The organism is Bacteroides sp. UBA939, from assembly GCF_002293435.1.
Lineage (GTDB): Bacteria > Bacteroidota > Bacteroidia > Bacteroidales > Bacteroidaceae > Bacteroides.
The window spans coordinates 1-7,380 of the sequence record NZ_DBDF01000043.1; the positions used below are offsets into that span (position 1 = coordinate 1).

5 protein-coding genes are annotated in these 7,380 nt (G+C 43.8%); 2 read left to right on the forward strand and 3 right to left on the reverse strand.

The genetic code is table 11. The features are described 5' to 3' along the window. Positions 1–219 precede the first annotated feature (219 nt). Positions 220–1,641 carry an OmpP1/FadL family transporter gene (locus B2Z67_RS03110; protein ID WP_291528357.1) on the forward strand — a complete coding sequence of 474 codons (1,422 nt, stop codon included), beginning with the start codon at positions 220–222 and terminating at the stop codon, positions 1,639–1,641. 115 nt (positions 1,642–1,756) lie between these two features. Here the strand turns inward: B2Z67_RS03110 and B2Z67_RS03115 are convergent, their stop codons facing one another. After that, positions 1,757–3,040, reverse strand: a complete 1,284-nt coding sequence (locus tag B2Z67_RS03115; protein ID WP_291528358.1) for a DcaP family trimeric outer membrane transporter — start codon at positions 3,038–3,040, stop codon at positions 1,757–1,759. Positions 3,041–3,448: 408 nt separating this feature from the next. Beyond that, positions 3,449–4,099: a Crp/Fnr family transcriptional regulator gene (locus B2Z67_RS03120; protein ID WP_291528359.1), complete on the reverse strand. Its 651-nt coding sequence runs from the start codon at positions 4,097–4,099 to the stop codon at positions 3,449–3,451. Positions 4,100–4,217: 118 nt separating this feature from the next. Between B2Z67_RS03120 and hcp the strand changes: the two genes are divergently transcribed. Beyond that, a complete protein-coding gene (gene hcp, locus B2Z67_RS03125) occupies positions 4,218–5,870 on the forward strand; it encodes a hydroxylamine reductase (protein WP_291528361.1) in 1,653 nt (550 codons plus the stop codon). Between the two features lie 193 nt (positions 5,871–6,063). On the opposite strand, the gene B2Z67_RS03130 is transcribed toward hcp, so the two are convergent. Further along, the gene (locus tag B2Z67_RS03130; protein WP_291528360.1) at positions 6,064–7,260 is read right to left on the reverse strand and encodes an MFS transporter; all 1,197 of its coding nucleotides are present in this window, start codon (positions 7,258–7,260) and stop codon (positions 6,064–6,066) included. Positions 7,261–7,380: the final 120 nt, after the last annotated feature.

Genomic DNA, 7,380 nt, shown 5'->3' on the forward strand with positions numbered 1-7,380 from the left:
ATGATTTTATAACGAACCATTGTATATATAACGTCTATGTATTGGATAATGTTCAGGAATTGCTCTTTTCCATAGCGCTAACGAAAGCTATTTCGTTTCATTAGAAACGATTTGTATTTTGATTAATTCGAGAGGAAGCTATAATTTCGTGCACAAAACACTTTTCAGTGTGCATTATTGTTGTACCTTTGCGCCTGTAACAATTAAAAAAAGATTTAGATGAGAAAACTTTCCTTGATTAGCCTGATGTTGCTAATCGTTTCAACTTCAACTTTTGCAGGAGATTATCTAACTAACACAAATCAGAATGCCGCTTTTTTGCGTATGATAGCCCGTGGTGCTTCCATTGATCTTGACGGTGTTTATAGTAATCCTGCCGGTCTGGCATTTCTTCCTAAAGATGGTTTTCAATTAGCTCTTACAGTGCAGAGTGCATATCAGACACGTGATATTGCGGCTACAAGTCCTTTGTGGACTATGGATGGGCAAACTTCTACCCGCCTTTACGAGGGAAAAGCTTCTGCTCCTGTCATCCCTTCGTTACATGCTGTATATAAGAAAGGAGATTGGGCGTTTTCCGGTAGCTTTGCTGTAGTAGGCGGTGGTGGAAAGGCTTCTTTCGATCAGGGTTTGCCTATGTTTGATGCGGCTGCTATTAGTTTGGCGAGTGCTACAAGTAACGGAATGTTGAAACCCAATATGTTCAATATCAATTCGGCTATGGAAGGCCGTCAGTTCATATACGGTGTCCAACTGGGAGCGAGTTATAAGATTAGTGAACACTTTTCGGTTTTTGCAGGTGCGCGCATGAATTACTTTACAGGCGGATACACCGGTTTCCTGAATGTAAATCTGAAAGATGGTGTAGCTGCACAATTGGGTGCTGCTATGGTGCAGCAGCTTGTACAGGGCGGGATGCCTTTGGAACAGGCTCAGCAGGTAGTACAACAACAGTCGGGGGCAATGCTCCAGCAGTTGGAAGATGCGAAGATAGAACTTGATTGTGACCAAACAGGTTGGGGCTTGACGCCTATTATAGGTGTAGATGCCAAATTCGGTAAGTTGAACCTGGCAGCGAAATACGAGTTCAAGGCTAACATGAACATTGAAAACAATACGCATAAACTGGATGCTCCTGACGCTGCTGATGCCTTTATGGCACCTTTTAAGCATGGTGTGAACACGCCTAACGACCTTCCGTCCATGTTATCTGTAGCGGCAGGTTATGAGTTCTTGCCTTCGCTTCGTGCTACTGTGGAGTATCATTTCTTCGACGATAAGAATGCGGGTATGGCGGGCGATAAGCAAAAGGAACTGAAACATGGTACACACGAGTATTTAATAGGTGCCGAATGGGATATTAACAAACTGATTACTATCAGCAGTGGCTACCAGAAAACGAACTACGGATTAAGTGATAACTTCCAATCGGACACGAGTTTCTCTTGTGACTCATATTCTGTAGGTTTGGGTGGACGTATTAATTTCAACGAAGCATTGAGTTTGGACGTTGCTTATTTCTGGACTTCATACAGTGACTATACTAAGACCAACCCACGTGGATTGGGAGCATCGGTTGATAAAGACGTTTACAGCCGCACCAACAAAGTATTTGGTGTAAGTGTGAACTATAAGTTCTAAACTCTTACCTTATATAAAAGACAGTTGTCCGGGAACTCCTGCTGTATNNATACAGCAGGAGTTCCCGGACAATTTTTATTCAGCTAAACGGTATTTTCCACTCAGTTGAATGGTGTTAGAAAGAATACTGTACCAGTAAATTTACCCGGTTGGCATGATGCGTAGACTTGTCGAAATCCGTACGCCACCCGTGTAGATACTCAGCTCCTAACTGCATATTCAAGGTTGCATTCCAGAATATATTGGCCACAAAGTACTGCCCATAACGGTAACTGTCCGGTTGGTCGTTGAAATAACCATTTTCCGAATAAAGCCTGGACATACTGTACGTGGTGGACGCGAATAATGTGGGAGATATATTATACTGCATTCCGGCAAACCAGCCTAACATGGGCAATGCCTGCATTTTACCCTCTTTTTCAGGATTGGGGACAATGTCTACATTGAGATTACTTATATCATTCAGGTATTGTGCGATACCTTTTCCGTAAGTAGCTTGCCCGAAAAACTCCCATCTCTTACCGAAACTCAATGAAGTGGATGCCTGTACGCCATATCCCGTTACTTCTGATGCTTTGTCACTCAACGTACTGGTGTAAGTCATGTTACGGACGACGCCACCTACGCGCAGATGACTGTTTTCACTTCTACCATATTGTATATATGCAGTAAAATCCGGCGTACGTTGTTGGGTAATACTGAGTTGGTCATTGCCGGTACCGCTTACGCTTGGCATTTCTATGGATGCGTTGAAACGCCAGTTCTTCAAGCCTGTGTAAGCATAGGATATTTGAGTGGCCCGGTAGGCGGCTACTCCGTTAGGGCCCTGGAAGTCGATAGTGGCAGGCAATGCCGCTAAATCCATGAAACCGCCATAAGTATATCCCACTGTTATGTTCCTGAACGTTACGTAGGCATTTCGTAATTGGAATACCTTATTGCCGCTTCGATAGTTTCCGGCAGCATATACAATGAAATCACCTAATATCTTGTTGGTATGCCCCACTAATTTCAGGAAGATAGTGGCGGTACTTGCGTCCATCTGAAACTGATTTTTCACTTTGTTGGAGTTAGGGATGTAGGCGGTAATGAAATCCGTGTTTTCTACGATACCGCCAAAATCATATTCGGTTGTAGCGCGTACGTATCCACCTATACCGAGAGCGATTTTCCCTTGCTTGTCCATCAGGAGGAAACGGGGAGCTTGCGGGTCATGAATATACCTGTATTGAGTTTCATCTATGATACGGACGAGCTTATCGTTTGCTTTGTCAGTACTAACCATGACAATACTGTCGGGTTTCTCATAATGATTGTTCACTTGCGCTTGTGCGCTGACTGCGGAAGGAATAAGCCCGGTTCCGCACAGTAGAAATACTGTCTTTAAGATTGTTTTCATTTAAGCTTGGGTTTAATAGACGTATATTTAACAACTTAAATTAAAAAATGTTGGGAGGGAACAGATTTTATCCTGTGTTGGTTATGCGAATCAGGAGTTAAGGGAGTTATCGCTTCGCTCAGGAGTTAGCCTGCATTATTCATACTGCAGTTAAAGGGTTATCACTTCGTTAGGAGTTAAGGAGTTAAAGCCAATACTCCGTGAATCGTACAACAATACTATCGGCTTTAACTGCTAAGCCAACTTGTTGGCTTAGCAGTTAAAAGCGATACCTCCTCTAACTTTGCGATAGAAACGATGCGGATTGTTGCAAACCAAGTGGCAAACTGTATTTATTAATCGCCTGAGAATGCGATTTGGTTCGCGAACAACACAAGCGTTACATACCGGATTAAAGAACACATCGGCTTACTTTATTTCTGTGCAATATTTTCTTGCATTAATATCGTCAATCCGCATCTCTTTTCCCTCCATCAGCAAGCAACCTTCGCTTATCAGTTCGGATAAGGCGCGTGCCAGCGACGGGCGGGCTACCCCGAGGATATGAGCTACTTCCTGCTGCGAACCGATGGTTCCGTGTATCTTGATGTAATTGAGCAAACGGGATTTCAAACTTTGTAACGCAAACTCATTCACTTTCCTGGAAAGGAACAGGCTCCTGTCGGATATCAGCCTGAGAAAGTTATGCATGACTGCCGGATGCCGGTGCATGAACTCCAGAAAAGCATCCTTGTTCAAGGTAAGTACTTCGCAAACTTCCAGTGTTTCGATATTTACCGGAAAACGGTTTTCTGATGAAAAGATAAAGGCCGGAGCCAACAATTGGGGGGCTTGCAGGCTTTCTATAGTTAATAGTTTCCCTTCCGCACTGACCATTTGGGTGCGGACGCTACCGTTGCATAAGATGTATAGTGAACGGTATACATCTCCTTGCAAAGCAATGAATTCCCCCGATTTATAACGTTTAAGAGAATGTTGGTGAGATAGAATGAATTGTAGCAATGTCTCTTCTGTTATATCTTGAAACAATGACATCTGCAATAATATATGTGGTTCCATGTTTTTGTTTTTTTGTGATTAGCTGTAACATAGGTGACAATTTACCTGTTGCAAATACCGCACCTTTGCACAAAGATAATGAAAAATATATTTTCTAACTAAATGAAAGAATAAGATGATGGATACTAAGATGTTTTGTTATCAATGTCAGGAGGCGGCTAAGGGTACCGGTTGTATCTTGAAAGGTGTGTGCGGAAAAGAGAGCCATACGGCAAAGGCGATGGACTTGCTGCTGTTTGTAGTTCGTGGTGTGTCGGTGGTTGCCGACGGATTACGTAGTGCCGGACAGGTTGTTCCTCCTGAAGTAAACCACTTCGTCGCGGATGCATTGTTCTGCACCATTACCAATGCTAATTTTGACGATGAAAGTATCATAGACCGGGTAGATAAAGGTATGGCATTGCGTAATCGGCTGGTAGAGGCATCCAAAAGCAAGGGAATCTCTTTGCCCGGAATAGACGAACTGCAATGGCAGGGCAGGCGCGATGAATATGATGTCAAGGCCGAGGCGATAGGTATATTGCGTGAGCCGGATATAGACCTTCGTTCTCTGAAAGAACTTATCATTTACGGATTGAAAGGTATGTCGGCATATCTGGAGCATGCTATGCGTTTGGGTTACGATGATGACTCTATCCATACCTTTATACAACATACACTGGCTGCCATTGCCGCTAAATCACTTCCGGCGGATGAGTGGGTGAAGATAGTTCTCGAAACCGGAGAGTATGGCGTTAAGACTATGGCTTTGCTGGATAAGGCAAATACCGAAAGGTATGGCAATCCGGAAATAACGAAAGTTAATATTGGAGTAGGAAAGCGTCCGGGCATTCTGATAAGTGGGCATGACCTGAAAGATATGGAAGAACTGCTGAAACAAACCGAAGGAACTGGTGTAGATGTCTATACTCATAGCGAGATGCTTCCTGCACACTATTATCCTGCTTTCAAGAAGTATTCTCATTTTGTAGGCAACTATGGAAATGCCTGGTGGAAACAGCGTGAGGAGTTTTCTACCTTCAACGGTCCGATTCTGTTTACTACTAACTGTATCGTTCCGCCTTTGGCAAATGCTGAATATAAGGAACGCATGTTCACTACGAACTCTGCCGGATATCCGGGATGTAAGTATATCCAAGCGGATGAGGATGGTAGAAAAGACTTCTCCGGAATTATTGAATTGGCTAAGCAGTGTCAGCCGCCTGTGGAGATAGAACAGGGTGAAATTATTGGCGGCTTTGCCCACAATCAAGTATTGCAACTGGCTGACAAAGTGGTAGATGCCGTGAAGAGTGGCGCCATTCGCCGGTTTGTGGTGATGGCAGGATGTGACGGACGTATGAAGAGCCGTGATTATTATACCGAGTTTGCCAAAGCATTACCTCAGGATACAGTCATATTGACTGCCGGTTGCGCCAAGTACCGTTACAATAAATTGCCCTTGGGCGATATCAATGGCATTCCGCGTGTGTTGGATGCCGGACAATGCAATGACAGTTATTCATTAGCCGTTATTGCCATGAAACTGAAAGAGGTATTTGAATTGAACGATATCAATGAACTTCCCATCGTGTATAACATTGCCTGGTATGAACAAAAGGCGGTTATCGTATTACTGGCGCTGTTGAGTCTGGGTGTGAAGAAGATTCATTTAGGACCTACGTTACCTGCTTTCCTTTCGCCTAATGTAGCGAAAGTATTGGTTGACACTTTCCGGATAGGTGCTATTAGTGGGGTGGAGGAAGACTTGGCACTGTTCCAATTATTGTAAGAAGCTGATAAAATCTTATATAAGGAAAATCAAAACAGGTTTTAACCTACATTATTCATAGTGTAAGTACTTCGTAATAATCATTCCCACCGCTAAATTCNNAGACACTTATGAATAATGCAGGTTAAGTGGTTAGGGAAAACTCCGGAATGCTTAGGCATTGCCGGAGTTTTTCTTTCTTATATTAACAATATTACTTCTTCTTCAAATTCGGAAGGAACCACGTCACCAATCCCAGCAAAGGCATATAAGCACAGACATTGTAGACGGCTTCAATACCGAATTTGTCAGCCATATTTCCCAATACGGCAGAGGCAATGCCGGCAACTCCGAATGCGAAGCCGAAGAATAATCCGGAAATTAAACCCAACTTGCTGGGCAATAGCTCCTGAGCATATAGCAGGATAGCAGGGAAAGCCGACGAGAGTATCAGTCCGACGCAAAAACTCAGCAGGATAGTTGCCACAAGTCCCACATGAGGCATTAACATCGTGAAAGGGGCGGCTCCGAGTATTGACCCCCAAATGACATATTTTCGTCCGATGCGGTCACCGATAGGGCCACCCATCAGCGTTCCGACAGCTGTGGCTACAAGGAATACGAACAGGTAAAGTTGGGAATCCTGGACGCTTACTCCGAATTTATGAATCAGGTAAAAGGTGTAGTAACTGCTCAAGCCTGCCAGATAAATATACTTGGAGAAGATTAAAATCAGCAGGATGGAGATGGAAAGCACCGTCTTATTCATCGGCAGAGGCATTTGCAGGTGCGGCTGTAGAGCGATGTGGTCTCGTTTCATTCGGGTTATATAACCTTTATACCATTTCCCGACGGGTATCATAACGATAATTGCTATCACCGCTAGAATAGCGAATAGTGCGATATTGTGCCTGCTGTAGGGTGCTACGAGTAGTGCTACAAGCAACGGGCCTAATGACCCTCCCAGGTTTCCACCCACCTGGAATAGCGATTGTGCCAATCCTCTTCTTCCTCCGGAAGCGAGCGAAGTGATACGCGATGCTTCGGGATGAAGTACGGATGACCCTATACCTATGATGAGTACGGAAAGTAAAACCCAGTAAAGGTTTGTAGCGAATGCCAGATTCAGTAATCCCGCCATTGTGAACAGCATCCCCATCGGCAGTGTCCATGCAAAGGGGCGTTTATCGAAAAACAGTCCGAAGATGGGCTGAAATACTGATGCCGCCATCTGATAGACTAATGTAATCCATCCGATTTGTGCAAAACTCAATGTCAAGTCCTCTTTGAAAAGCGGATAAGTAGCGGTGATTACCGATTGCAATAAATCATTCAGGCAATGAGAAAGACTTAATGCTATCAGGACAGGAAAGGCGATGGAACTAACCGGGCGTTGTATATTCTTTTGCATGTTTTTGTGATTCTATTATAAATCGGGCGCAAAGGTACGAAATAAAATAATTCCGGAATACACAGAGCTACATCTTATTATTTTATACTATAAATGAGAATTTAGCGGTGGGAATGGGTA

Excerpts from the sequence above, each read along its gene's own strand:
- B2Z67_RS03110 (WP_291528357.1), top strand. The coding sequence starts at position 220 with ATGAGAAAACTTTCCTTGATTAGCCTGATGTTGCTAATCGTTTCAACT.
- B2Z67_RS03115 (WP_291528358.1), bottom strand. The coding sequence starts at position 3,040 with ATGAAAACAATCTTAAAGACAGTATTTCTACTGTGCGGAACCGGGCTT.
- B2Z67_RS03120 (WP_291528359.1), bottom strand. The coding sequence starts at position 4,099 with ATGGAACCACATATATTATTGCAGATGTCATTGTTTCAAGATATAACA.
- hcp (WP_291528361.1), top strand. The coding sequence starts at position 4,218 with ATGGATACTAAGATGTTTTGTTATCAATGTCAGGAGGCGGCTAAGGGT.
- B2Z67_RS03130 (WP_291528360.1), bottom strand. The coding sequence starts at position 7,260 with ATGCAAAAGAATATACAACGCCCGGTTAGTTCCATCGCCTTTCCTGTC.